General features: G+C 48.2%; 20 protein-coding genes. 8 read left to right on the top strand and 12 right to left on the bottom strand.

The genetic code is table 11. From position 1 onward, the window contains the following. Positions 1-316: 316 nt before the first annotated feature. Positions 317-1,414, bottom strand: a complete 1,098-nt coding sequence (locus tag OXN25_02110) for a mandelate racemase/muconate lactonizing enzyme family protein (protein MDE0423644.1) — start codon at positions 1,412-1,414, stop codon at positions 317-319. Between the two features lie 549 nt (positions 1,415-1,963). On the opposite strand from OXN25_02110, the gene OXN25_02105 reads away from it, so the two are divergent. From OXN25_02105 to OXN25_02090, 4 genes are read left to right on the top strand one after another with little or no spacing between them, the layout of a single operon-like run. After that, positions 1,964-3,028, top strand: coding sequence for a Gfo/Idh/MocA family oxidoreductase (locus OXN25_02105; protein ID MDE0423643.1), 1,065 nt, complete (start codon positions 1,964-1,966; stop codon positions 3,026-3,028). Between the two features lie 41 nt (positions 3,029-3,069). Further along, positions 3,070-3,540: a ubiquinol-cytochrome c reductase iron-sulfur subunit gene (locus OXN25_02100; protein MDE0423642.1), complete on the top strand. Its 471-nt coding sequence runs from the start codon at positions 3,070-3,072 to the stop codon at positions 3,538-3,540. 4 nt (positions 3,541-3,544) lie between these two features. After that, a complete protein-coding gene (locus OXN25_02095; protein MDE0423641.1) occupies positions 3,545-4,804 on the top strand; it encodes a cytochrome bc complex cytochrome b subunit in 1,260 nt (419 codons plus the stop codon). 2 nt (positions 4,805-4,806) lie between these two features. Further along, positions 4,807-6,210, top strand: coding sequence for a DNA methyltransferase (locus OXN25_02090; GenBank protein MDE0423640.1), 1,404 nt, complete (start codon positions 4,807-4,809; stop codon positions 6,208-6,210). Here OXN25_02090 and OXN25_02085 read toward each other — a convergent pair. Next, positions 6,110-6,946: a tetratricopeptide repeat protein gene (locus tag OXN25_02085; protein MDE0423639.1), complete on the bottom strand. Its 837-nt coding sequence runs from the start codon at positions 6,944-6,946 to the stop codon at positions 6,110-6,112. The genes OXN25_02090 and OXN25_02085 overlap by 101 nt on opposite strands. Positions 6,947-7,081: 135 nt before the next feature. On the opposite strand from OXN25_02085, the gene OXN25_02080 reads away from it, so the two are divergent. Continuing rightward, complete coding sequence (locus OXN25_02080; GenBank protein MDE0423638.1) at positions 7,082-7,915, top strand: amidohydrolase family protein; 834 nt, start codon at positions 7,082-7,084, stop codon at positions 7,913-7,915. Here OXN25_02080 and OXN25_02075 read toward each other — a convergent pair. The 9 genes from OXN25_02075 to OXN25_02035 all read right to left on the bottom strand — a co-directional run bounded on the left by OXN25_02075 (position 7,904) and on the right by OXN25_02035 (position 17,933). Beyond that, a complete protein-coding gene (locus OXN25_02075) occupies positions 7,904-8,365 on the bottom strand; it encodes a hypothetical protein (GenBank protein ID MDE0423637.1) in 462 nt (153 codons plus the stop codon). The genes OXN25_02080 and OXN25_02075 overlap by 12 nt on opposite strands. 22 nt (positions 8,366-8,387) lie before the next feature. Next, entirely contained in the window at positions 8,388-8,957 is a 570-nt protein-coding gene (locus tag OXN25_02070) for a nitroreductase (GenBank protein ID MDE0423636.1), read from the bottom strand. A gap of 95 nt (positions 8,958-9,052) precedes the next feature. Then, positions 9,053-11,149, bottom strand: a complete 2,097-nt coding sequence (locus tag OXN25_02065) for a formylglycine-generating enzyme family protein (GenBank protein MDE0423635.1) — start codon at positions 11,147-11,149, stop codon at positions 9,053-9,055. A 67-nt stretch (positions 11,150-11,216) separates the two neighbouring features. Continuing rightward, on the bottom strand, positions 11,217-12,005 hold the full coding sequence (locus OXN25_02060; GenBank protein MDE0423634.1) for a prepilin peptidase: 789 nt from the start codon (positions 12,003-12,005) through the stop codon (positions 11,217-11,219). Positions 12,006-12,167: 162 nt separating this feature from the next. Further along, on the bottom strand, positions 12,168-12,602 hold the full coding sequence (locus OXN25_02055) for a type II secretion system protein GspG (protein ID MDE0423633.1): 435 nt from the start codon (positions 12,600-12,602) through the stop codon (positions 12,168-12,170). Between the two features lie 21 nt (positions 12,603-12,623). Next, positions 12,624-14,036 (bottom strand): sigma-54 dependent transcriptional regulator, encoded by a 1,413-nt coding sequence (locus tag OXN25_02050; GenBank protein ID MDE0423632.1) that lies wholly within the window; start codon positions 14,034-14,036, stop codon positions 12,624-12,626. A 40-nt stretch (positions 14,037-14,076) separates the two neighbouring features. Beyond that, positions 14,077-16,134, bottom strand: a complete 2,058-nt coding sequence (locus OXN25_02045) for an ATP-binding protein (GenBank protein MDE0423631.1) — start codon at positions 16,132-16,134, stop codon at positions 14,077-14,079. A gap of 37 nt (positions 16,135-16,171) precedes the next feature. Beyond that, entirely contained in the window at positions 16,172-17,551 is a 1,380-nt protein-coding gene (locus OXN25_02040) for a hypothetical protein (GenBank protein ID MDE0423630.1), read from the bottom strand. 16 nt (positions 17,552-17,567) lie between these two features. Then, positions 17,568-17,933 (bottom strand): phosphomannose isomerase type II C-terminal cupin domain, encoded by a 366-nt coding sequence (locus OXN25_02035; GenBank protein MDE0423629.1) that lies wholly within the window; start codon positions 17,931-17,933, stop codon positions 17,568-17,570. A gap of 346 nt (positions 17,934-18,279) precedes the next feature. Here OXN25_02035 and OXN25_02030 point away from each other — a divergent pair, with 346 nt between their 5' ends. Together OXN25_02030 and OXN25_02025 are read left to right on the top strand one after the other, a co-directional pair. Next, a complete protein-coding gene (locus tag OXN25_02030; GenBank protein ID MDE0423628.1) occupies positions 18,280-19,308 on the top strand; it encodes a serine hydrolase in 1,029 nt (342 codons plus the stop codon). A gap of 83 nt (positions 19,309-19,391) precedes the next feature. After that, a complete protein-coding gene (locus OXN25_02025) occupies positions 19,392-20,606 on the top strand; it encodes a DUF1343 domain-containing protein (GenBank protein MDE0423627.1) in 1,215 nt (404 codons plus the stop codon). A 42-nt stretch (positions 20,607-20,648) separates the two neighbouring features. On the opposite strand, the gene OXN25_02020 is transcribed toward OXN25_02025, so the two are convergent. After that, complete coding sequence (locus OXN25_02020; GenBank protein ID MDE0423626.1) at positions 20,649-21,377, bottom strand: Uma2 family endonuclease; 729 nt, start codon at positions 21,375-21,377, stop codon at positions 20,649-20,651. Positions 21,378-21,614: 237 nt separating this feature from the next. On the opposite strand from OXN25_02020, the gene OXN25_02015 reads away from it, so the two are divergent. Next, a complete protein-coding gene (locus OXN25_02015; GenBank protein MDE0423625.1) occupies positions 21,615-22,802 on the top strand; it encodes an anhydro-N-acetylmuramic acid kinase in 1,188 nt (395 codons plus the stop codon). Positions 22,803-22,823: the final 21 nt, after the last annotated feature.

Genomic DNA, 22,823 nt, shown 5'->3' with positions numbered 1-22,823 from the left:
CAAAATTTTTTGCTATGGAGGGAAATAGAGGAATACATAGAGGGATCGATAATTTTCTTGGATGCCCCAACTTGTTGGGACGCGGGTGAGCGAAACAGCCCCGAACAAGTTCGGGCATCCAGAGTTGGAACACTACCGAATTATTTTTTTACCTCATCAAAGTGTTCCTATAACTATTAGTCTGTCAACCTTCAAATGATGGGGAAACCCTGGTTCGTAGTAGTGCGATTTATCGCACGTCAGAAACGGGCAATGAATTGCCCTACTACGAACTACCTCTCAGTTTAGATGTGACAGAACACTATGATGGGAAATTCTAATAATCCGCGATGGAGCCATCCGCTAATCTATTATCGGGCCAAGTAAACCGCCTTCCCGCCTCTTGACCGACTTCAATCACTTTTGCCTCATCTACTTCAACACCTAAACCGGGGCCTTCTGGCAGCGAAACGTAGCCTTCCTCATCCATCTCCCACGTTTTGTGGGCGACTCCGTCTGGAAGGACGTTTTCATAACCCTCGTGGATCAGGAAAAACGGCACTGCAGCAGATAGGTGAAAACTTGCGGTGAGACCGAGGTAGGACATCGTGCAGTGTGGTGCGATCGGGACGTGATGCGCCTCGGCGAGCGCAGCGACTTTTTTAACCTGTGTAATACCGCCGCCGTGTCCGACATCGGGTTGAAGGATATCAATCACCTGCGCCTCAAGGATTTCGCGGACCTCCCATATTGTGCGATCGCGCTCACCCGTCGCTAAGGGGACAGGGACTGACTCTCGGATCTTACGCATCACTTCAATGTTGCCCGGCACCCACGCCTCTTCTAAGAAAAGCAGGTCATCGGGTTGCAGATAACTGGCGAACTGTTTGACGATAGGGGGCGGTAGGCAGCTATGCGCGTCAAACATGACTGCACCGTCGGAACCGACCTTCTCTCGTGCATCCCGCACGCGCTGCACCAAATCGGCGATTTCATCGGGGGTGCCAGCAAAAGGTTTGGAACCTCCCGGTCCCGTCTTGATCGCTTTCGGACTCGGATACTTCCAAATCTTATCTCGGCAGGGACCGCCGAGCAGGCGATACACCGGCACGCCCCACAACTTTCCAGCAATATCCCACAACGCCATATCAATCGCGGAGATAGTATGCACCATCAAACCGCCACCTCGGATGTTTCGGTGTGCGCGGAAGAGGCGTTGCCAGTGATGCTCAATCCGCGTCGGGTTTTCTCCGATAATCAGTTCCGACAAGGAGCGTGCCAACGCACAAGTGACGGTTGTCTCCATGTTGTTAATCTCGCCCCAACCTGTAACCCCCATGTTCGTTTCAATCTTGACGTATGCTTTCACACCCATTGGGAAAGCCTCAAGGTTTGTCACTCGAATCTGAGAACCTTTATCTTGATAGTCTGCCATACAAGAACTCCCTTTCGTTTTTCCTTATGTTTACACACTTCCGAAAGTTTGTCAAGATGCTGACTACTTCAGAATCAGGATTTATGGATTTACAGGATGATATTATTGTGAATATAGTATTAACTTAACAGTATATTTTTGAGCAATTTACCCTTAAAAATGTTACACTGGTGTAACATTTTGTGTCCAGTGTGTAACGTTAGAGAACATAGTGGCCGTAAGGGTTTGTTGATGTTTAATTTTCTGTTATAAAAAAAATAATTTGGCGAAAAGTGTAACATTTTGCAGGAGCGGGTTAATGGTATTATTGACATGTTCAGTGTTGAGAGATTCACGGCGTCTGTCCTCCTTTGAAGATAGGGATACTATATTATATTATATTTGCTAAATTTTGTCAAGTTAAAATGTGTTGGTGGTTTATATTCTTGAGGATTTAGGGTCGAAAACTTTACACATCCCAGAAGGAAAGATTAGGGCCGTTTAGTTTTCTGTTGACCGAAAGGGTAAAAATTGATAGAATCCTTATCAATACAAAAGGAGGCGAAACTGATGGCAAACCAGACATACCGAATCGGAATCATCGGATGCGGGGGGATGGGTAGGTCCCATTCCAGAGCGTGGAAAAACAATCCCGATGTCCAAGTCGTCGCAGCAATGGACATCTTCGAGGAATCCGCGAAACGGACGGCTGATGAATACGACATTCCGGCTACCTATACCGACGTTGACGAAATGTTGTCAAAAGAGGATTTGGACATCGTTAGCATCACAACGTGGCAGGGCCCCCGAGCAGAAGCCACTGTCGCAGCAGCGAAGGCAGGTGTGAAAGGGATCATCGGAGAAAAACCGATGGCAGCTTCGCTCGGACAAGCCGATGCCATGATTGCCGCCTGCGAAGAAAACAACGTCAAACTCATCATCGGGCATCAAGGTAGATACAGACCGGCAAACATAGAAATACGACGACTCGTCGCTGCAGGAGCTATTGGCGAACCGACAACCGTCCATCACCGCGCCAAACAGCACGCCGGACTGCTCAATACAGGTACACACGCTATCGACGGCTGGCGATTCATGCTGTCTGACCCAGAAACGTTGTGGGTTATTGGACAGACATCCCGAACCACTGACCGGTGGGAACGCCGGACGATTTGTGAAGACCTCTGTATGGGTTTGGTCTGCTTTGAAGGCGGTGCACGCGGTATCTATGAAGGCGACCTACCGGAACCACCCGTCTCAATGCCTCAAATTGCTGGCACAGAAGGGCAGATTCGCAACGGTCCTGATGGCACGATCCTCCTCCAAAACGGAGACGCACAGGGATGGCAAACGATCACACCGCCACCAGAGCCTAAGAACCAGTTTCAGGAACTCATTGAGTGGATCGAGGGTGACATTTCTGACCATCGCGGGAGTGGTGTCCAAGCCCGCTATACGCTTGAAATTATGTTGGCTATCTACGAGTCGCTGCGAATTAAGAACGTCGTCACGATGCCGATGGAAACGAAAGAACTACCGCTTGAAATTATGGTTAACGACGGCACACTACCCGTCTTGGAAGAAGGACGCTACGACCTCCGTACACCCTTTGAAGGCCAAACTCGGAAGAATTAATCTTTGTCCCATGATCTGTTAGGTTGTGCATGGAGAAACCGATGGAGAAGAAAGAGAGCAGACGTTCATTTTTAGAACTCGCAACAGCACTGATTGGTGGAATTCTGAGCCTCGCCGCCGGAATTCCGCTCATCGGTTTTGCGATCTCACCTGCTTTTAAGAAGCCGGAATCGAAATGGGTCGATTTGGGACTCGCTGATCGGCTGAGAAACAGTCGCTTTAAAAAGGTAGATTACACCTTCACCGCGAAAGACGGCTGGGTTCAAGCGACGAAAAAACGTTCCGTCTATGTAACCGACACCGGCAATGGGGAGTGGAGCGTTTTCTCGCGTACCTGTTCGCACCTCGGTTGTCTCGTCCGGTGGGATGAGCAGAAGGAATCTTTCCTCTGTCCGTGTCACGGTGCGATATTCGATAAGACTGGCGCGGTTGTTGCGGGTCCGCCGCCAGAGCCGTTGCAGAGACTCGAGACCAAAGTGGAAGCCGGTATTTTATACGTGAAGGAGACGTAGCAGGATGGAAGGTCGGAAGGATGGAAGGTCGGAAGGGTGGATGGCGTTTATGCGTGAACGCCTTCCATTAGAGTCGGTGGACAGACACCTCCGCAAACCGCTGCCGAAACATATTAATCTGCTATTCTCGCTCGGTAGCTTGGCGATGTTTCTGCTCCTCCTTCAAGCTGTCACAGGTGCTTTCCTTGCGTTATACTATTCACCCTCACCCGAACACGCCCATAACGCCGTAACCTATATCAGCGAAGAGGTTCCGTTCGGTGCCTTCGTGCGGGGCTTGCACCATTGGGGCGCGAGCGCGATGGTCATCATCGTGTTTCTGCATCTGCTCCGTGTTGTTCTCTACGGTTCATACAAAGCACCGCGCGAACTCACCTGGATATTCGGCGTTTTCCTACTATTGATTGTGCTCGGTTTCGGATTTACAGGCTACCTGCTCCCGTGGGACGAGAAGGCGTATTGGGCAACGGTTGTCGGTGTGGAAATCGCCAGCACTGCGCCCGTGTTAGGTGATTTTGTCGCGAAGGTGATGCGCGGTGGCGCAGAGATAGGTGCCGTGACGCTGTCGAGGTTCTACGCACTTCACACCATCTGGTTGCCGTGGTTAGCTTTCGGCTTGGTCGGTGTGCATCTCTTCTTCGTCCGATATTACGGTTCTTCAGGTAAACCGGAAAACACGCCAGAAGAGATGAAGACTGGGAAACCGTTCTATCCCGATCAGGTATTTGAAGATGTTGTCGGCATGTTGATCCTCTTTGCAGTCCTTGCATCTGTCGCCCTATTTGTTCCCGTTCCGCTTGAAGATGTCGCTGATCCGACGAATGCGGATTATGACCCGCGACCCGAGTGGTATTTTCTATTTCTGTTTCAACTCCTGAAATACTTCCAGGGTCCCTTTGAGATCATTGGGACGTTTGTCATCCCGACAGTCGGCATGGTGCTATTGCTCCTCCTTCCGTTTTTAGACAAAAGCGAGCGGGTTGTTCTCTGGAAACGTCCAGTCGCGTTGACGGTCACAAGCGTCTGTGTCATAGGAATTGTCGGTCTGACTATCCTCGGCGCAAGTTCTCCGAAACTCGAAACACAAGAGACCTCACAATCTACAGAACAAGTCCAAGGCACTGTAACGCCGGACACAGAGACGGAATCAGTTGAAGAGGCGGAGGTGGTTTTTGATTTTCAGTTGACGGAAGAGGAAGTTGGTGGAACGGAAGATGGGGAAGCGGTCTTCGACTTTCAACTCACCGAAGAAGAATTGGAATAGTAATGACAAACCATAATTCGCCAGAACAGTTCACACTTTTCCCGACAGACACCGAACCTCAGCTCCCAAGAAACGACTCTACATCTGGCGAAATAGAGTTGGTTTCGTTCCGAGAGCTCGTCCCTGAAATCAAAGACACCGGCTATTTGACACATGCCATCTTTGCTTATCCTGCGAAATTCATTCCACAGATTGTTCGGTATGCGATTACGACCTACACAAAGGAAGGCGATTGGATCGTGGATCCGTTTGCAGGCTCAGGAACGGTGGGGGTTGAGGCGTATCTGTGCAAACGTAATACCTTTCTCCTTGATTTGAATCTACTTCTAAACCACATCATGCCATTGAAGGTCTATCGTGGAAAAGAGCGGCTGCGCGAAGCGGATTTGTTCAAACTATTAGAGGATATGAGAGAAAGCAAACACCAGTTTATACCGCATTGGTCGAGTGTTGATTACTGGTACCCGCCTGAAATTTTAGAGGTATTGACCTATTATTGGGGATTTATCAATAACACGGACAACAGTATCTATTGCGACATTATCAAATCAGCGTTGTTGAAGGCGGGCAAACGGTTCTCCTATACAGAAGACAGAACTCCTAAACTTGCGAGATCCAAGCGTAAGTTGAAAGCTGTAGAGGAGCTGCTAAAGGAAAATTGGAGAGACCAATTAGATGAAATGGTTCACAGTCTCTCCTTGAAGACGTTAAAAAGCCTCAACGACTTCGTGATGTCCACACAACAGTATACATCCGAAAGTAAGGTTGCGTTTAAGGGTGGGGTGGATTCGTCTTACGTTACGGTGCCGTGGACGTGTGATGCTTTGATAACGTCGCCCCCGTATCTTCAAGCGCAAGAATATATCCGCTCGACGAAGATGGAACTGTTTTGGTTGGGACACACTGAGGAAGAGGTTAGAGAGTTATCACGGCTTGAAATCCCGTATCGGAAGGCAGATCGGATTGTTCAAACAGAAACGCTAAATAAAATCAGAGAGATGCTCACGCGGGAGGATCTCCGAAAACGGTTGGACTCCTATTTCTGTCACACAGTCAATGCCCTTGAAAACGCAATGAATCAGTTGAAACCGAATGCTGCTGCCTGTATCTTCGTCGGCAATCCACGAATTGACGGTATAACGGTCGAATTGTGGCGGATATTAGCGGAGTATTTTACGGAACGCGGGTTTACGTTTGAAAAGGTTTACGAGGATCGGATTCAGACACGAAAACTTTTCGGGGCGCGGAAAAACAAGAACCCGGATGGTATGAAATCGGAATTCCTGCTAATTCTGCGGAAGGACACTACCTATCCAGCAGTTCCTCAGCGGTGCGAACCTGCTCTTGGAGGTATGGAATATCCCTCGCGCGCATTAAGAACGCCTCCAGATAACGACGCATCATGAGTGTGTCACCATTTTTCTCATACACCTGTGCAAGGCGATAATATGCCTCTGCGTCGCTGCTATCGAGGGATATACCTCTTTCATAGGACTGGATGGCGCGGAGGAATTCCCCAGTCTCCTCGTAAGCGAAACCGAGATTGAAATAGACATCAGCGTCCCCGGCTTCTATTTCAAGGGCTGCTTCATACTGCTGGATAGCCTCCTGATACATTTCGCGGTAGAGATACGCATCCGCGAGGTTGTTATAGGCATCAACGAAGGTTGGATCTTCTTCAATTGCGGTACGAAAGGCGGCGAGAGCTTCAGCAAATTGGTCGGTTTTATCGTACGCATAGCCGAGGTTGTTATAGAAGGCAGGATTTCCGGGATCGAACTCAAGCGCGGCCTGGAACATATCAATAGCGAGGACATACAGACCGAGATCAATATAAACCAGACCGAGATTGTTGTAGGCGTGTGCGTGCTCGTCATCAAGTGCGATAGCACCCTGAAACGCGTCCAGTGCTTTCTCGTACTCACCCAATTCGCGATAGATTTTTCCGAGTTGGATGTACCCCTCCGCATCTGTCGGGTTGAGTGCCTGTCCCATTTCAAGCCGCAAAGCATCACGTTGAAGTTCGCGCCGCTGTTGCTGTGCCTGATCGGACGGATTACATCCCGATAGCAAATAGGTTAAGAGTCCAACTACGATGAAAAGCCTAACATTAATACAAAAGAAAAAAACAGCATTATGCACAGAAACTTACCAATTAATCTTTTTTCAAACGCACGTTAAATTATGAACCTATTTTGGATTTCAAAATGTTTCTAAATTAACCGAAAATCATCGTGAAACGTAGTGGAACGATGCCCAGGAGCAATAGTTAAAAATATGATTATTGATACACATACGCATTTCTACGATCCGACACGTCCTGAAGGCGTGCCGTGGCCCAATCCGAACGATGAAGTCCTCTACCGACGCGTTATGCCCGAAGACTACAAAATCCTCGCAGTCCCTGAAGGCGTAACAGGCACCGTTGTTGTTGAGGCAAGCAAATGGCTTGAGGATAACCGGTGGATTCTTGACCTCGCCGCAGAAGAACCTTTCATTGTCGGGTTCGTGGGACATTTGGAACCGACAGCTGATTTTGAGGATAATCTGAACCGGTTTTCCGCGAATCCACTTTTTCGCGGGATACGTCTCGGCAGCGGACACCTACGGACAATCGGTGACCCAACGTTCTTGGCGAGTATTGAAAAGTTAGCAGCGAAGGAACTCACCTTGGATCTGCTAATTAACCCCGAAGCCTTATCCATCTTACCGACGCTGGTCGAGCATACACCGGAAATGCGGATTGTCATCAATCATATTGCCGGGGCACGCATATCCGAACAACCGCCTGATGCAGCATGGGTCTCAGCAATCCGTGAGGTGGCTCGCTATCCGAACATCTACTGTAAGGTATCGGGGTTAGCGGAACACACCGGGCAAATTCCCGCGCCAACCGATGTCGCCTATTACACCCCAACGATAGATGTCTTGTGGGACGCGTTTGGTGAAGACCGGCTCATCTACGGAAGCAATTGGCCCGTCTCTGAACGCTTCGCATCTTACGAAGTCGTCCAAAAGATTGTGAACGACTACTTCAGCGCGAAAGGCGATGCAGTCAAAGCGAAGTTCTTCTGGCAGAACGCCAAAGCAGCGTATCAGTTAACGATTTAGCGGTAATCCAGGAGGTGGTTCTGTGAATTTTTCACCGCGGGCTTCCGCTGCCATTCTGCGGCGATTCCACTCAGCCACCTCTTGGTAGGCTTCGGCTTTACCTTCGGCTTTACCTTCGGCTTTACCTTCGGCTTTACCTTCGGCTTTACCTTCGGCTATAGCTTGCGCTTTAAGTTCTCTCTCCTTTTTCAGAGTATCCCTAATACGTTGAAACATGATGTCAATTGCCTCCTCAAATATCGTCAGTAATGTTGCCCCTGACATAATCTTTGAGATATTCCTTGCAACACTGTAAAGTGCACCAACAAAATTTTGACTTGCGACCAACATCTCATGGAAGAGCACCATCAACAGACAGAACAGCGCAAAAATTGTGAATGCGATCATCGCGTTCTCGGCATTCCGGACTGTGAACATTGATGATCGTCTATCCCTGTTTTGCTCTTCCATGGAGATTCCTCATAGTCTCGGTCTATGCCACCCAACGGATGAAATCGCCTGCGGGTTGTCGCTTCGGTGCGCCGATGTCGGCGGGGTAACCCGTGTAGAAGAAGCCGATAATATACTCTTGTGAAGAATCAATGCCGAGCAATTGATAGGTATTCTCTTCCATCGTGATCCTGCCCGTACTCCACTGCATTCCGACTCCGGCATCCCATGCGGCGAGTTGGACGTTTTGCATCGCACAGCAGGCAGCGGCATAATCTTCGCGTTTACGTTGCTCGTCCCCTTCTTGTACGCAAGAAACAGCGATAATCGTCGGCTTCGACATGAATTTCTCGTAAGCCAGTTCACCGATTTTCTTAAGATTTTCGGCATCAACGTGGTCAGGCGTATCTTCCATCTTGATCTCGCGATAGCGATCTGCAAGGGTTAGTTTCGTTTTCTCGCCAATCACGATAAAACGCCACGGTTCGGTGACATGGTGATTCGGTGCCCATATCCCAAAACTGAAAACCTGTTCAATGACATCATCTGGCACCGGTTTCTGTTCAAACTTAAAAATCGTGCGTCTTGAAAGAATCGCGTCTTTAACATCCATACGTTAGATCCTCCTTATGGAATTGAATTATACTCTATTGGATAGTTAATTGCAAAGTACCTAAGTAATTCTACAATCTGCTACAATTTAAACTCTCAATCTGGCATCGGATTTAGGGGTCGCACTGCCTCAAATTTTTCATCCATTGATTTACGGGTTAAGATAATAATCTCTCCATTTCCCAGGGTCCCTTTTATGTAATGGTGATATTCAAAGAGCAAAATGTCTTCAATACCGTCGTTGTTAAAGTCAGCACGGACTATTTCCTTTAACGATTGTCTGATTCCTTTCCCTTCAGTGACCAAATGATTTCGATTCCTTGCTCTAACCACGAGTGCTTCGTTTTCAATTTTTTCCTGATAGGTCGCGTCCAACTCTCTTCCTGCTGGGAAGATAGCAAAGGGGAGTAAATCTAAGTTCGCTATCCCCACATTAGGATTTGATATGTAACTTCGCTGGGGAGCAGTTGCCATCTCCAAAGCCTTTAGCAAACCACATTGATGCTCAAACCAAACAGACATTTTTATTTTAAAGGTCGAGTCGGGCTGATAGCCATGCTTAAGCGCGGCATCATACTCTCTACACGTTCGCACATGGATCTTTTCGCCTTTTTCGTTCTTTATCGTTATCCCATTAATATGCTCATTCTCCCCAAGGCGAACTGGTAAATCCCGGAGGGTGTCAATACCAGTTTTAGAGATAGATGTCACCACGGTGTCATTGGCAAACTTTATGGGCTCAACCAATTGAAAAAAAACTCCAGAACTCTGCGATGTTATGGCAACTTGTTTACTGATCGGCTTGCCGTTCTCTGTAGCAAGATCAGGTGTTACAGGTTTCACACAACGGAATCCACGGGCATTGTTCGTGATCCGAGGTGTGAACCGCGTCCGATCAGAAACTACCATAAATTGGACATCACTGACCCAAGAACCGCCGCGTAGCACACGGACGTTTTTAACATTCGTCCAATCAGATAAAATACTATCTACAGTCCCACCTGCAACAGGATTACGATACGGAGAAATATAATAGAAACCTGCATCGTATTCATCAAGACACCATTCCCAAACATTGCCTGCCATATCGTATAAACCATATCCATTCGCCTCGTAGGTCCCAACGGGGGTAGTATCGCCAATTTTCCCACCGTAGTTTGCCTTGTTCAAATCAGGAGAAGAACCCCACGGGTATTTAATAGGATGACGACCTCCGCGCGCAGCCTTCTCCCATTCTGCTTCTGTCGGAAGGCGTCTCCCACGCCACTCGGCGTATGCCATTGCTGCGTACCAACTCACATAAACAACGGGATGGTTACCTTTGCCTGATGGGTAATTGTTCCCATTCCAATGTTTCAGATAATCTCCATCATGATACTTTTCAGGAATACGATCCTTTTGCCACCGTGGGTTCGCATCAACAAATTTCTTATATTGTGCATTCGTCACTTCGTATTTGTCAATATGAAATGCATCAAGGTAGACGATGTGCAGGTGCTTTTCATCGTCCGCCGCATCGTCATCGTGGCTTCCCATCCAAGACGTGCCTGCCCGAACGAACATCATATCAGGATCGGACGGACTTAAAGGATCTTCCACATCTCGAAATTTACCTTCTATCATCCGAAGATGTCTTTTGATTGCTTTATCGGGGTCATATACAACTTCACCCCTCGAGCTCCCTCCCCTAATATAAGTAATGGACACAGTATTGGTGAACGCATCGGCTAAAACGACATCCTCAATGCGCAAGAACCCCCCCAGGCGAATTCCATCAACAATTCTGAGCGTTTTTTTATCTACTACATAGAAATACCAAAACACCGTTGAACGTGAACTACCATTCCACTTAGAAAAAGGCACAAAAATATACCGATTGCTTTCAACAGCATATTTAGATAGGAGCGTATAGATACTGTAGGCGACACGCTCCCCAAAGTCGTGCGGTATACGTAGTTCTATGTAGTCTTTTTCCCGGATTACGCCTTCACCTTCAAAAACAACTTCACTGCTAACAACTTCATTGCTGCCTTCACCACTTAACCGCGTAACAATAAAAGTAATTTTAGTAAGTGCTTCCTCCAGAGGCATTTCCAAATCAACAAAACCCGCAGTAGGTGCTTGTTGCGCATAGACAATCTGATAGGTAAAAAAGAACATTAGCAAACAAATGATTGTATGGAAGGTCTTCATATTTCCTCCAACAAATGAATCCAAATCTCTCTTAACTGAAAACCGACAACCGACTACTGAGAACCCATTAATACCACCCCATAAACTGCAAGTACGTCTGCCAGAGGCTATCTCCCCATAAAAGCACAAGCACAGCGGCACCGGCGAGAAAAGGACCATACGGAATAGGGCTTTGACGGTCTTTTATGCCAGAAATGATAAGCGTCGTTCCAACAATCGCACCACTAAAAGCAGAGAAGGCGATGACCATCGCCAGTTCGGGCCACGCGCCGAGGAACAATCCGTTGAGTGCCATCAACTTGATGTCTCCGCCACCCATCGCTTTTTTACGTAAAATCGCGCTCCCAATCACGGCAATTAACCACAACGCTGTCCCACCGACAACAGCACCAATAAGTCGTATGAGCAGATACCAGACATCACCGCGCTGATACGCAATTCCAGAGACAATAACAAAACCGAGAATCAACCCGACCACTATAAGGACGTTTGGGATAATATAGTGCTGCGTATCGATGACAGCAATCGGGACGAGCAGCGAAACAAAAACGAGCGCAAGCAGACCTTCAAGGGTTAACCCGAAGCGATAATACATTACAAGAAATAGGAGTGCGGTTGCGAGTTCAACACACGGATACAACACCGAAATTCCTGTTTTGCAGTGTCGGCACTGTCCGCGTAAGAACAGGTAACTTAAAAGTGGGATAGTGTCAAACGTTCTTATTGTCTCTTGGCATACTGGACAGAAAGAGCGGCGCGGCGAATGAACCGACATGCCATCGCGCGGAATGCGATAGATATAGACATTGAGAAAACTTCCGATTGCTGCACCCAACACGAAAATAAAAATCCACATATTTTTATATAGCGGTCAGCAGTCAGGGCGTTCCGCTACGCTCCACTTTCAGCGGTCAGTAACTCGGCAGGCGGGGAATGCCATACGGAAACCTTCATGCCGTTGATTTCGCCCAACGATAAACCGCTAACTGCTGATAACTAACTGCTAATTGCTAACCAATCACCACCAATACTGCTCACCGAGACGGGCGTCGGCATGATAGACGCGACTGATCTCCGCGACACCGCCGACGCGATACTTTTCTGGCACGCGGGGGTGATCTTTCGCTATCCCGACCTTATAGGTGTCCTGCAGGAGCGCGTAGCTGCCGCCCCAAGGTGTTTCAGGGATAGACTCCAAGTAATTTCCACGCCATCCTTCAAGACCAGGATCCGTCATCAATGCATTCAAACTCGTCGGATAATGTCCCGTGTGTCTGAAGTACTTTTTAATAGCAGTAGCAATAGTCTCGACATCTATATCCGCCGTGCTCACTCTACGATATTCTAACCATGGTGGAAAAGAGAGTACGCCAATCAAAACAACTATGATAATAAGGATAAGGAGTTGGAGGCGAGTTATCCCGCTGTTTTCGCTGATATGTTTCCGTGGCATTGTCAGTACAAATCCCCCAACCTAATTCCCTGAGTCTGGACGGGAAATGCCGTATTTGTTCATCTTTTTGTACAAGTTACTCCGCTCAACCTCTAATACTTCTGAAGTTCGCCGGATGTTCCACTTATTTTCTTCCAAAGCCGCAAGAATACATTGCGCTTCGGCATCATCCACCATCTGACTTAGTGCCATTCCCGGCTTGTAGAGGGGTATTCCCATAGGAGACTCCAAGGAGGGTGCAGTCGCCGGGTAAAGTGGAGAGGGCTGAGGGGTCAAAGACAACGCTTCAGCGACATCCGGTGCCATCACGACATCGCGATTCACCATAATGAGGAGACGTTCAACAATATTCTTCAACTCTCGGATGTTCCCGGGCCAATGGTAACTCTGAAATACGACGTAAGCTGCTGGATCAATGACCTTTGGCGTGGACCCCATATCCAGCTGCAAACGCTCAGCAAAATATTTGACTAACACCGGGATATCCTCCATCCGTTCGCGAAGCGGCGGGACCTGAATAGGCACAACGTTAAGTCGATAGAAGAGGTCGCGCCGGAACCGTCCGTTCTCAATTTCTTCTGGAAGTCGCTTGTTAGTCGCTGTAATAATTCGGACATCGACCGTCCGAATCTGGTTACCACCGAGGCGTTCAACTTCGCCGGTCTCGATGACGCGGAGTACCTTGGCTTGCGCTTTTAGGCTCATATCGCCGATTTCATCAAGAAAGAGGGTGCCGCCGTGTGCGAGTTCAAAACGTCCCTTCCGTTGCGAATCGGCACCAGTAAATGCGCCTCGCTCATGTCCAAAAAGTTCACTCTCAATGAGTTCATCGGGAAGGGCGGCACAGTTGAGTGGGATAAAGGTTTTCCCAGCGCGTCTGCTCTGTTGATGAATGGCGTTCGCAACCAGTTGTTTACCTGTGCCATTCTCCCCAGAAATCAGAACCCCAAGTTTGCTGCCAGCGACTCGCTTAATTTGTGAACGGAGATACGAAACAGCGGCACTCTCACCCACCATCTCATCGGTTATCGTGATTTGTGACTTCAGAATCTCGTTTTCTTGTGATAAGCGCGATATTTCCAAAAACGGTTGGACATTGGATAAAATTTTATCAATACTGATGGGTTTCGTGATGTACCGCTTTGCACCGAGCTCCATCGTCTTAACAGCGATCTCGATATCCTGTTGCGCCGACATCATAACGACATTCAACGTTGGATAGAGTTCCCGGAGTTTTACAAGCGTCTCAATGCCATCCATACCGTTTTCCATGCGGATATCTAAGAGCACAAGATTGACCTCGGACTTAGCGCACTGTTGTAATGCCTGCTCACCACTGGCAGCCGTCAGGGCTTGATACCCACGCATCTTGAGACCCTGGGATAACATCTTAAGCGTATTTTTTTCATCGTCTACAATCAGAATAGTTTCCATGTTCCTTATCCTAATCAAAACATCCAAAGAGCGGATTCATTTAGGTCTGAGGGTCTATCGTCTGTTCTTTGGTTTCGGGTATTGTTAATTCTTCCGGCTTCCCAGCAACGGGCGCGGAGACCGATTCTGCAGCTAAGTCTTCAGAAGGCGCGTTTGGGTCATACGGGAAACGGATACGGACCGTCGTCCCGACGTTCTCAGCACTTTGACAGTCCATCTCGGCACTGTGCTCCGTGACAATCCGCTTGACAATCGGCATCCCCAAACCTGTACCATCTGTCTCCACCTTCGTCGTGTAATACGGGACGAAAAGATTTGCCATCGTTTCCTCAGACATACCGCGACCGGTATCTTGGATTTCAAGCGAAACTGTCCCTTTGATGGTTTTCGGCTGTCCGCTATTCGCGGTTCGCGGTTCGCTATTCCCCTGACTTCCATTTGGTGTGAAATAGGTTTTTACCTTCAGCGTCCCACCATCCGGCATTGCTTCAATTGCGTTTTTGAAGAGGTTGCCGAGGGCTTGGGCGATCTGTTCAGGATCAAGCGACAGCTGCGGTAGTCGTGCTAACTCGGTTTCAACCTTAATCTTGGAAACATTTTCAAGCCAAAACTTGTCTATAGAATTCTGTAGGACAGTATCTTCGGGCATTATATCAGTCGCTGAGGCTTCGGAGTTCTGCTCAAGGTTGGGTATCTGTCTACCCATGTATAAGTTCAAGACGGATCGGACAATGTTGTTGAGTTGGCTCGGTTTCTTTTGCAGTTTCGGCATCCGAGCGAATTGATGGAATTCATCTATTAATTTTCCAATCCGATCAACCTCTTCAATGACAGTGTCGGTACATTCACCAAATATTTGCTCAAAGACCTCTGGGTTTGATTTTGCTTGCTGCAGATTTTCAACGGAGAGTCGGATCGGAAACAGCGGATTTTTGATTTCGTGCGCCACCTGTCTCGCGACATCTCGCCACGTCGCTGCGCGTTCTGCGGCCATCCGCTCCTCTAAACTCCGTTTTAACTCTTGCGCCATGTGGTTAAAACCTTCAGCAAGCTGTCCTATCTCATTAAGAGACTGGATTTTAACGCGATGATCCAGATCACCAGCAGCAATATGACTGACCCCTTCTCGGAGCATCTCAACAGGACGGGTAACGAGGCGGCTGATAATATAACTAATGAGATAAACCAGTACAAGCCCACCAAGTCCACTCAAAAGCAGTGTGAGCGTCAGTCGCTGCTGCCATGCCATCTGACGCTTATGGGAATACGCGACAATCAGATCAACAGGGGTTGCTTCACGCGCTATGGCAAACGGTGAGTTAAAAGGCGTTATCCGAAAAGCGGTATATGCACTTCCCCCGTTTTCTTCCGTTTCTTGTAAAAACACCTCTCGCGCTGATTGTGCATTGGAAAATGCTTCAGACCACCCATCTCTGTGTGTCTCCCGGGACGCATTATTTAACGGGAGCCAATTATCTACATCCATTTTCGGTTCGGAACCAAAGGATGCCGAATCTGGTATTTGCGGCTTCTCGACAAGAAAGATGGGATGCTCGTCGGACTGGATATTCGTTTGAGCCTCTAACCACGTTTGTAATCGGTCCCCACCCGTAACAAAACCCCACTCTCCCGCTTCGGTTGCCTGTACCACAAACTGTAGACCTATATCGCCTTGCTGCGGAATACTTCTGAGTTGTATATGCCCCCCTCGGCTTTCCAACGGGTCATATCTACGTGCGTCCCTCCGTCCTCCGAAATCGGGATACAAAAGTTTTCCATCCGGGGTCCCGTACGCTAAGAGATCAAATTCCGTTGCTGGTAAGTAAACATAGTCGGATTGCCGCTCTATAGCCCGATGTAGTCTCACATCGGTGGCTGCGGCGTGGACTTTCTTTTCAACGGTTTCAACGAAAGCACGGTACTTGTTTGAAACTTGTGCCTGAAGGGTTTTAACATAACTATCAATTTCCCTTTTAAAGGCAAGTCGAATCAGGAAATTGGTGCTACCAAAAATAACGCCAAACATCACGAGGAAGACGAAGCCGTAGGCGATAAATATTTTATCCTGAAGCCGTAAGGCGGAGAATTTATTCCTCATTTTCTTTCGTTGTCAGTTGTCAGTGTACTAACAGTCCCTATAAAAAGGATCGGAAATTCTGCTTATAACCCTCAACCCCATCTTGAAGATATGTTAGTTCGTTGCCACCCGTATTGTCAAGGTGTAAGCCTTGAAGTTTACCTTTCACAGCAATAGTATCCATTAAAACACGCATGAGTTGACAAACAGACTGGATGTCTCGTTTGGGAAGGGTTAGCGTTGCATTGGATACACCCTTGTTGCTAAAATCCAAGGCAGTCCCGCGATAGGAAGCCGTCTGCATGTGCGTCATGGACATCCCTTCAAACGCAATCAATTTGCTGTCCACTCCGGTGTTTGTTGGAAGGACTAAATCCGTTCCCAATTCCTCCCAATGAATAAAAAGAACGACTTTATCTCTCGGACCGGCGATGATACCGTTGAGACTTGAGTGGTTGCTTGTAGGTCCCTTCGCCGGTATGACGTTAGCACCGGAGCCGCGTTCCTGAATAGATTCCGTATAAAGTTGGACGAACCACTCACCAAGGCAGGTATTATCGGCATAATTGTAAAAAATAATAGTGCCTTTCCCCTCCACTTCCTCAGCAAGATGAATCCAACGTGCGAGTTGATAGGCGATGTTGTCTTGATGTCGATGAGGCAGTTTGAAGTCGTCATGTGCTTGTCCGACCCCTTCTAATGCCGAACGGGTTCGGGTCTCCGGGGTCTCTCCTTTTCCAGCTGTCGCGGCAAGGAAGAACAGACCGACCGGAGAAAAAGCAGAAAACCGTCCGCCAACGCCATTAGGAACAGGAAGCAGCGTCTCACCGTAGAAAGGCGATTGCTCGTGCATTCGGAATAGGACACTGTCAGAGGTCAATCCCGTAGTAGCAAGCACCTGCTGTTGCCAGTCTACAGTGTCAAGTGCCTCGCGGATAATCATCAGCGTAGCCATCGTCTCAGTTGTTGTGCCGGACTTGCTGATGACGTTGAAAAGGGTTTTGTGGAGAAGATTTCTCGCTTTAAGCATCTCAAGCAAGCCAGCGAGTTTACGAGGGTCAAATGTATCACCGGTAAAATACACTTCAGGGGCACTGCCGCGTTCTTCAGGCGACAGTAAATTATGATACGGGTGGTTGAAAGAATCGTGAAAGACTCGCGCACTTAGGTCAGAACCGCCTATACCGATGATGACAAGCACCGAAAATTCTTCACGCGCCCGCGCCGCTAACGTAGCGACCTCGGCAATATTTTCGGTCTGGAGATGGCTCCGGGTCCAAGCACGAAGATCGGCTTCCAACGCCGAAAGCGGTGCTGACATCTCTTCCTGAAATAAGGCATGAATTTTTTCTAAGGCAATATCAACCTTTTGCTCCGTCGATTGTTTGCCCTTAACCGATGGGGACTCCCCAAGCGAAAGATAAATTCTTCTATCCAACAAAATCTCCTCTGAATTAAGCCCTTCCATACTTGTCCGAAAGGCGAACGATGTCTTCTTCGTCAAAGTCGCCGAACGCAATTTCGAGGATCCGGTAATCCTTAGATTCACCGATGAGTTGGTGTCTCGCACCTTGCGGAATGAAGACGGGTTCCATAGGTTCAGGACGCTGAATCGTGCCGTTCAACTTCACGCAAGCACCCTCATCAAGTGGAATCCACAACTCGCTCCGATGGTGATGATACTGATAACTCACCTGTTCACCCGCCCGAATTTCTAAGATTTTGACGGTAACTTGCTGATTGAGCACATATTGTATGAAACCACCCCAAGGCTTTTCAGTTGTCACTATATCCTGAATTTCTTTTGGCGGTAAACTCATGATCCACACTCCGAGCTGCCAGACACACGCACTGGACAATGTAAGGCAATACAAGTTGCGACCTAACTCTTAAGTGAAAAAATACTTAAAAAAATATAACAAGTAGTGTATCATATATGTAGTCTATCCGTCAACTAAAAACGATTGCTGACACAGGGCTATTTAGTTTTAAGGGTTAAGTTTACATATCTGAAGCCTTCCCGTTTCTGGATGCCCGAATTTATTCGGGGAGGCACACTTTTCCCGAACAAGTTCGGGCTTCCGGACGTAAATTATTGGAAAACTGAATGATCCTGATTGCTGACATGAGATTGGAGATCTCGCTATTGTGGAGAAAGATTAACCATTGATAAAAGAATCAATTCCGAGGCTTATCGAAAACAGTATTGCAGAAAAGGTTTTTCCTGGAGCTGTCGCCTACATTCTCACGGATAAAAAAGTGCTTTACCACAAGGCATTCGGCTTCCGATGCGTGAAGCCGAAACGTTTACCGATGCTTCAGACAACGTTGTTTGATTTAGCATCGCTGACGAAACCTATTGTTGTTGGAACGCTTTGCATGCAGTTAGTTGAAAGGGGTGTACTCTCCCTCAACACACCGGTGGCGAAATACCTGCCAGCGTTTAAACACACAAACGTAACGCTTGTCCACCTACTGACACATACCTCAGGACTCCCTGCTTGGTTACCGCTCTATTTGCGAGCACCTTCACGTGGGAACGTAATTCCCTACCTCGCCGAAGTCGCATTGGAATCTCAGCCGGGTGAGAAGGCGGTATATAGCTGTTTGGGATACATTGTGTTGGGGAAACTCTTGGAAAGGGTAACCGGAGAATCCTTAGATAAATTGGCGCAGGAGCGTATCTTCGCGCCACTCGGCATGGAATCAACACAGTTCAATCCACCACAGGCTTGTCGTGAAGATTGTGCGGCAACGGAAGATTCTAATAGTTTTGAACGCAGAATGGTAAATTATGAACGCTACGACTGGCGAGAAGGCGTGATTATTGGGCAAGTCCACGACGAGAACGCCCACTTTTTAGGGGGTGTTTCAGGCAATGCTGGACTCTTTTCTACATCAACGGATCTCGGAAAATTTTGCAGGGCACTGATGGATAACGGTGGTGCCTTGCTACGTCCAGAGAGCCTTCAGACCCTGCAACAGGTCGCTTCAGCAGAAGGGGAATGTCGATGCACCGGATGGGCTGTAACGGACGATGGGTGTCTCTATCACACAGGCTTCACAGGCACGTCAATACGGATCTGCCTAAAGAGAAAACTCGCAGCGATTCTGTTGACAAATCGAGTGCACCCTGACGCTGACCGGCGCGGCATTATCGAATTTCGGAAAATGTTCCACAGTCTCATATTTTAATAGTTGTCAGTCGATTTGTAACCGTCACGATTGCCTACCATAGTGTAGGGACAAGGCTCCCCCCATATACCGTGAGAAAACAGATGTCTTTCATAAAGCGATCCCATAAAGTTAAATTAGGATTGACCGTCTTACTCACAGAAAAACGCGACTGGATTCAAGGGAAATCCATAGGATTGATTACGAATCACACAGGTGTTGATGCTACCTTACGGAGCAACTATCGACTTCTCGCGGAAGCGTCTGATTGTCAACTCTCTGCAATTTTCTCGCCAGAGCATGGATTCTGGGGTTCCGTACAAGATGGTGTTGCCGTCAACAGCGCGTTAACCTCGCCGAAAACCTGCAAGGACAACGTCCGCAGCAGCCCAGATTTAATCGTTAAAAAAGTTTTCAGTCTATACGGACAATCTATGCGTCCGACATCGGAACAACTTGAAGGGATAGATGTGCTTGTCTACGATATGCAGGATGTAGGGGCGCGCTACTATACCTACATTTCGACATTGCTCTATGCAATGGAAGCCGCAAGCGACCACGGTGTAGAATTTATCGTCGCTGACCGACCAAATCCGATTGGCTGCACGACTGTAGAAGGAGCTGTATTAGCAAGTGGGTTTGAATCTTTTGTCGGAATACACGCGATACCGATGCGCTACGGTCTGACAATCGGTGAGCTGGCGATGTTACTGAAAGCAGAACGTGTACCGTCGTGTCGGTTAAAAGTCGCGCCGATGCAGGAATACGAACGTCGGATGTGGTACGACGACACAGGTTTGCAATGGGTGCCGCCATCACCGAATATGCCGACCCTCACAACGGCGACGCTCTATCCGGGTTTATGTCTATTTGAAGGGACAAATATGAGCGAAGGGCGCGGAACGACGAAGCCGTTTGAATACATCGGCGCGCCTTGGTGTGATAGTGAAAAATGGGCAGAAACACTGAATGGATTGGGGCTTCCGGGTGTCCGATTCCGACCTATTGTTTTTACACCCGCTCCCGCCACTGAGAGCACAAAACACGCAAAACAGACTTGTGGTGGGGTCGCAATTCACGTTACGGATAGGGAACATTTCCATCCAATAGAAACAGCCATTTACATGTTAGTTACCCTTACATCTGAATACAGCGATCATTTTGCGTTCCGAACCTCGCACTTTGACAGGTTAGCAGGAAATAACTGGCTCCGAAACGATCTTATGAATGGGAAGTCTGTTGACGAAATAGAAAAAAAGTGGATTCCAGCACTACAGACATGGGTTGATAACGCAAAACAATATTACACCTACAATTAATCAAGGCACCCACAACCTATCGGAGGCTTGAGAGCGGAAGGATCAGGGGTTCCCCCGCAAGCGGGCGAGTTCAGCGCGCAATGCTGCAGCTTCAGTTTCTGCTTGTTCAGCGCGAGTTTCTGCTTGTTCAGCGCGAGTTTCTGCTTGTTCAGCGCGAGTTTCTGCGGCTTCTTCAGGTAACTGAAGCCACTGCTCCCGGGTGGGATCATAAAGTTGTATATCCCTAAAACGCAGGTGGAAATCTAAACCGAGAACCGAGGCATGCACCGCACCGTCTCTGCCAGGCGACACCGGCTCATAAACCCCATCTACTAATCTAAACCCCATAAGTGGCGTTGGTAAGTATAACCCCTCTATATCCGCCAAGAAATATTCGGGGATCCCTAATATCGCGTAAAGTTCCATCTTTTCCCGCAAGTCGTTCCTGTAAGTCGTTTCACTCGACAATTCCAGCACGAAATCCGGGCATTTCCCCTCTTGCCAGACGCGATATGTCTTGCGGAGCTTCTGCCCAACGCCGAAAGTAACCAGAACATCAGGGGACACGACTTTCCGAGGGTCCCCCTCAAGATAATACATCAATATATCTCCAGAGACGTAAGTATCTGGGGTCTGAGCAAAAAACGCTTCAAGCAGACGCAGCAGATTCATCAGTACACGTCTATGCTCATCACTTGCTGCCATAGGTTTGCCATCCGTTTCGGGATACAGTTGGCTGTCTTGAGTCGGGGCAGAACCCAGATCCCCACGATTTTCTTCATACCTTGCCATCTGTCTCCTCCTTGTAGTTATTGTTTGAAAAAACACGTTTGGGTTTTAGAGTTGCCACCTATGAGTATACACTATCCGCCTCAGAAACGCAAGCTTAAAACCGGCACGGTTAGGAAACCGTGCCTACCGGGCCTGGAGGTTTCAAAAACGGATCGAAAAACCGACAATTGAATGGATCTGGGTCAAAGTTTTTATACTTGAAAAAGGATTAGAACTCTGATAACATACCATCTCACCATGAAAGAATTTTTCAAACTCCTTGAAATAGATAAAAAGTACATTATCGGCTTGATGTCCGGGACTTCAGTTGACGGCATTGATGCAGCCATCGTCGAAATTAGTGGACACGGATTGGAAACCACAGTCAATCTAATCGCGTTTGAGACTTTTCCCTTTCCAGTCGGGGTGCCGCAACGCATCCTTGCCCTCTGCCATCCCGATACTGGGCGCGTTGACGACATCTGTGAGATGAATTTCTATATCGGGCATCTCTTCGCGGAGGCTGCGAAACACATCCTACAAAAAAGCGGCATGTCCGCTAACGACATTGCCCTTATCGGCTCACACGGTCAAACGATTCACCATCTCCCCAGAGATCCAAATGCTTCTCATTATCCATCAACGTTGCAAATTGGCGAACCTGCGGTCATCGCGCACGAAACCGGCATCCCGACGATTGCTGATTTTCGGGTAGCAGATATGGCAGCAGGTGGACAAGGGGCACCGTTGGTCTCCTATCCAGACTACTTATTGTTCCGTGATTCCGTTAAAACGGTGGGGCTTTTGAACATCGGAGGGATTGCGAATCTCACAGTGCTCCCAGCGGACTGTTCGGCCGACGGTGTATCGGCTTCGGATACGGGTCCTGGGAATATGTGTATCGATGCAGTCGTGAGAGAGATGACGGAAGGAAGAGAACGCTATGATACATCAGGTATGCGCGCTGCACAAGGCACACCTTATCAATGGCTTGTGAATGAATGGTTAAAGCATCCCTTTTTTCAACTGCAACCCCCAAAGACGACGGGACGCGAGCTGTTTGGGAATACCTTTGCAATGGAATGTCTGGAAGCGTGTCGTTCGCACCGGCTTGCTGACAACGACACGATTGCGACCCTCACCGAATTGACGGTTCGGACGATTACAAACTACATTCAGCAGTTTGTAGTGGAACAGCACCCGATAGACGTGCTTTACGTAAGCGGTGGCGGTGTCCACAATCGAACGATTATGCGGAGACTCCGTGAACTCTTAGCCGGGACAGCAGTTGAACCCGTAGATAACTCAGGTATCTCGTCGGATGCCAAGGAAGCGATTGCGTTTGCAATTCTGGCAAATGAGACACTCCACGGGCAAGTTGGAAATTTGCCTTCTGCGACTGGGGCATCTGTTCGGAAAATTCTTGGGAAATTTGTGTGTCCGTGATTTATAATAATCGGAGATAAA

It is taken from the genome of Candidatus Poribacteria bacterium (genome assembly GCA_028820845.1).
In the GTDB taxonomy this organism is placed as follows: domain Bacteria; phylum Poribacteria; class WGA-4E; order WGA-4E; family WGA-3G; genus WGA-3G.
Note: the sequence above shows the minus strand (reverse complement) of the source record. Positions and strands in the feature narration are given on the sequence as shown.

What these genes read in the sequence shown, in the direction of transcription:
- OXN25_02060 (MDE0423634.1), bottom strand. Translation starts at nt 12,005, where the DNA reads ATGTGGATTTTTATTTTCGTGTTGGGTGCAGCAATCGGAAGTTTTCTC.
- OXN25_02075 (MDE0423637.1), bottom strand. Translation starts at nt 8,365, where the DNA reads ATGGAAGAGCAAAACAGGGATAGACGATCATCAATGTTCACAGTCCGG.
- OXN25_02080 (MDE0423638.1), top strand. Translation starts at nt 7,082, where the DNA reads ATGATTATTGATACACATACGCATTTCTACGATCCGACACGTCCTGAA.
- OXN25_02100 (MDE0423642.1), top strand. Translation starts at nt 3,070, where the DNA reads ATGGAGAAGAAAGAGAGCAGACGTTCATTTTTAGAACTCGCAACAGCA.
- OXN25_02070 (MDE0423636.1), bottom strand. Translation starts at nt 8,957, where the DNA reads ATGGATGTTAAAGACGCGATTCTTTCAAGACGCACGATTTTTAAGTTT.
- OXN25_02055 (MDE0423633.1), bottom strand. Translation starts at nt 12,602, where the DNA reads ATGCCACGGAAACATATCAGCGAAAACAGCGGGATAACTCGCCTCCAA.
- OXN25_02095 (MDE0423641.1), top strand. Translation starts at nt 3,545, where the DNA reads ATGGAAGGTCGGAAGGATGGAAGGTCGGAAGGGTGGATGGCGTTTATG.
- OXN25_02050 (MDE0423632.1), bottom strand. Translation starts at nt 14,036, where the DNA reads ATGGAAACTATTCTGATTGTAGACGATGAAAAAAATACGCTTAAGATG.
- OXN25_02035 (MDE0423629.1), bottom strand. Translation starts at nt 17,933, where the DNA reads ATGAGTTTACCGCCAAAAGAAATTCAGGATATAGTGACAACTGAAAAG.
- OXN25_02110 (MDE0423644.1), bottom strand. Translation starts at nt 1,414, where the DNA reads ATGGCAGACTATCAAGATAAAGGTTCTCAGATTCGAGTGACAAACCTT.
- OXN25_02105 (MDE0423643.1), top strand. Translation starts at nt 1,964, where the DNA reads ATGGCAAACCAGACATACCGAATCGGAATCATCGGATGCGGGGGGATG.
- OXN25_02065 (MDE0423635.1), bottom strand. Translation starts at nt 11,149, where the DNA reads ATGAAGACCTTCCATACAATCATTTGTTTGCTAATGTTCTTTTTTACC.
- OXN25_02090 (MDE0423640.1), top strand. Translation starts at nt 4,807, where the DNA reads ATGACAAACCATAATTCGCCAGAACAGTTCACACTTTTCCCGACAGAC.
- OXN25_02020 (MDE0423626.1), bottom strand. Translation starts at nt 21,377, where the DNA reads ATGGCAAGGTATGAAGAAAATCGTGGGGATCTGGGTTCTGCCCCGACT.
- OXN25_02015 (MDE0423625.1), top strand. Translation starts at nt 21,615, where the DNA reads ATGAAAGAATTTTTCAAACTCCTTGAAATAGATAAAAAGTACATTATC.
- OXN25_02025 (MDE0423627.1), top strand. Translation starts at nt 19,392, where the DNA reads ATGTCTTTCATAAAGCGATCCCATAAAGTTAAATTAGGATTGACCGTC.
- OXN25_02045 (MDE0423631.1), bottom strand. Translation starts at nt 16,134, where the DNA reads ATGAGGAATAAATTCTCCGCCTTACGGCTTCAGGATAAAATATTTATC.